Raw genomic sequence first — 1,614 nt, 5'->3', positions numbered from 1 at the left:
GACTCCGCCCTCGTCCCGCCGCCCCGATCCCGTGCACCCCGCCCGGTCCCTGCCCTACGCTGCGAGCCACGGGCGAGCACGAGGGGGACCCATGAGCATCGTCACCGGTACGCCGAGCGCCCCGGCCCGACCGGTGCCCGCCCCGGACGGCTGGACCCGTCGCGACCGCGTGGCCGGCTGGCTCCTGGCCGCGACCTGGGTGGCCCTGCTCCTCTCCACCCTCCTCACCGGCCAGCGCGTCTCGACCTTCGGCCACCTCGAGGGCAYGGTGGCCGACCAGCAGGTCGGGGAGGTGGAGATCATCGGCGAGCCGCTGTCGGACGACGCGATCGGCTACGCAGGGGTCCAGGTCCGGTGGCGCGAGGGCTGGATCCTGTACGCCGCGCGGGTGACGGAGGCCAGCAACGAGCGCCAGGCCGCCAAGGCGCGCCGGGCCAACGGCGAGCCGGTCGTCGTCGGCAGCGTGGTGGACCACCTGCGCGGGCTCGACCCCGACGTCTCCTTCGCCCGCGGCGAGCAACGCTCACCGTCGTTCACGATGCGCGGCTTCGAGACACCCGCATGGGTCGGTCTCGGCTACCTGGTCCTGCTGGCCGGCACGCTCGTCCTGGTCGGAGGGCCGCGCCCGTGGCGGGCCACCCGGTGGGCATGGGCCTGGCTGGTCCTGCTCGTGCCGCCGTACGGCGTCGCGGCGTACCTGCTCCTCGGCGGCCCGACCGGGCTGCTCCCCCCGCGCGACCCCCGGCGGGCCTGGCTCACCGGGGGCTGGGCGTTCCTCCTGGCCCTGCTGCTCGGCGGGGGCTCCGCCGCCGCCTGACGGCGACACGCGGACACAACCCGCCTCGCCGTGGCGCTGTGAGCGTGGCTCCGGCGGGGTCGGAGCGGTTGTGTCCGCGTGTCTGCGGGCGTTCCTCAGGCCTTCTTCGCCGCCGTCGTCTTCTTCGCGGCGGCCTTCTTGGCCGTGGCCTTCTTGGCCGTCGTCTTCTTCGCGGCGGTCGTCTTCTTGGCGGGCGTCTTCTTCGCGCCCTTCTTGGCCGCCTTCTTGGCCGGGCCCTTGTCGCGCCGCTCCTGGAGCAGCTCGGCCGCCCGCTCGAGGGTCAGCGACTCGATGGTGTCGTCCTTGCGCAGGGTGGCGTTGTACTCACCGTCGGTGACGTACTCACCGAAGCGACCCGCCTTGACGACCACGGGCTGCCCGGAGACCGGGTCGTTGCCCAGCTCCTTCAGCGGCGCGGTCGCGGCGCCCCGGCCCCGCTGCTTGGGCTGGGCGTAGATCGCCAACGCCTGGTCGAGGGTGATGTCGAAGATCTGGTCCTCGTGGGTCAGCGACCGCGAGTCGGTGCCGCGCTTGAGGTAGGGCCCGTAGCGCCCGTTCTGCGCGGTGATCTCCTCGCCGTCCTCGCCGGCCCCCACCACGCGGGGCAGGGCGAGCAGCTTGACGGCCTCCTCCAGCGACACGGTGTCCAGCGTCATCGACTTGAAGAGCGACCCGGTGCGCGGCTTGGCCGACTTGGGCGCGTCCTCGGGCAGCTGCTCGGTGACGTAGGGGCCGAAGCGGCCGTTCTTGGCGACGACGACCAGCCCGGTCTCCGGGTGCTCGCCGAGCACCTGCTC

The 1,614-nt window shown here is 73.6% G+C and carries 2 protein-coding genes; one reads left to right on the top strand and one right to left on the bottom strand.

Translation table 11 applies throughout. The features are described from left to right. Positions 1-91 precede the first annotated feature (91 nt). On the top strand, positions 92-817 hold the full coding sequence (locus ACXJKL_RS20740; RefSeq protein ID WP_457208884.1) for a hypothetical protein: 726 nt from the start codon (positions 92-94) through the stop codon (positions 815-817). A gap of 95 nt (positions 818-912) precedes the next feature. Here ACXJKL_RS20740 and ACXJKL_RS20735 read toward each other — a convergent pair. After that, the coding region (locus ACXJKL_RS20735; protein ID WP_457208883.1) for a topoisomerase C-terminal repeat-containing protein at positions 913-1,614 on the bottom strand (702 nt) is incomplete at its 5' end.

It is taken from the genome of Nocardioides sp. P5_C9_2 (genome assembly GCF_054049555.1).
This window is presented reverse-complemented; position numbering and strand designations above follow the sequence as displayed.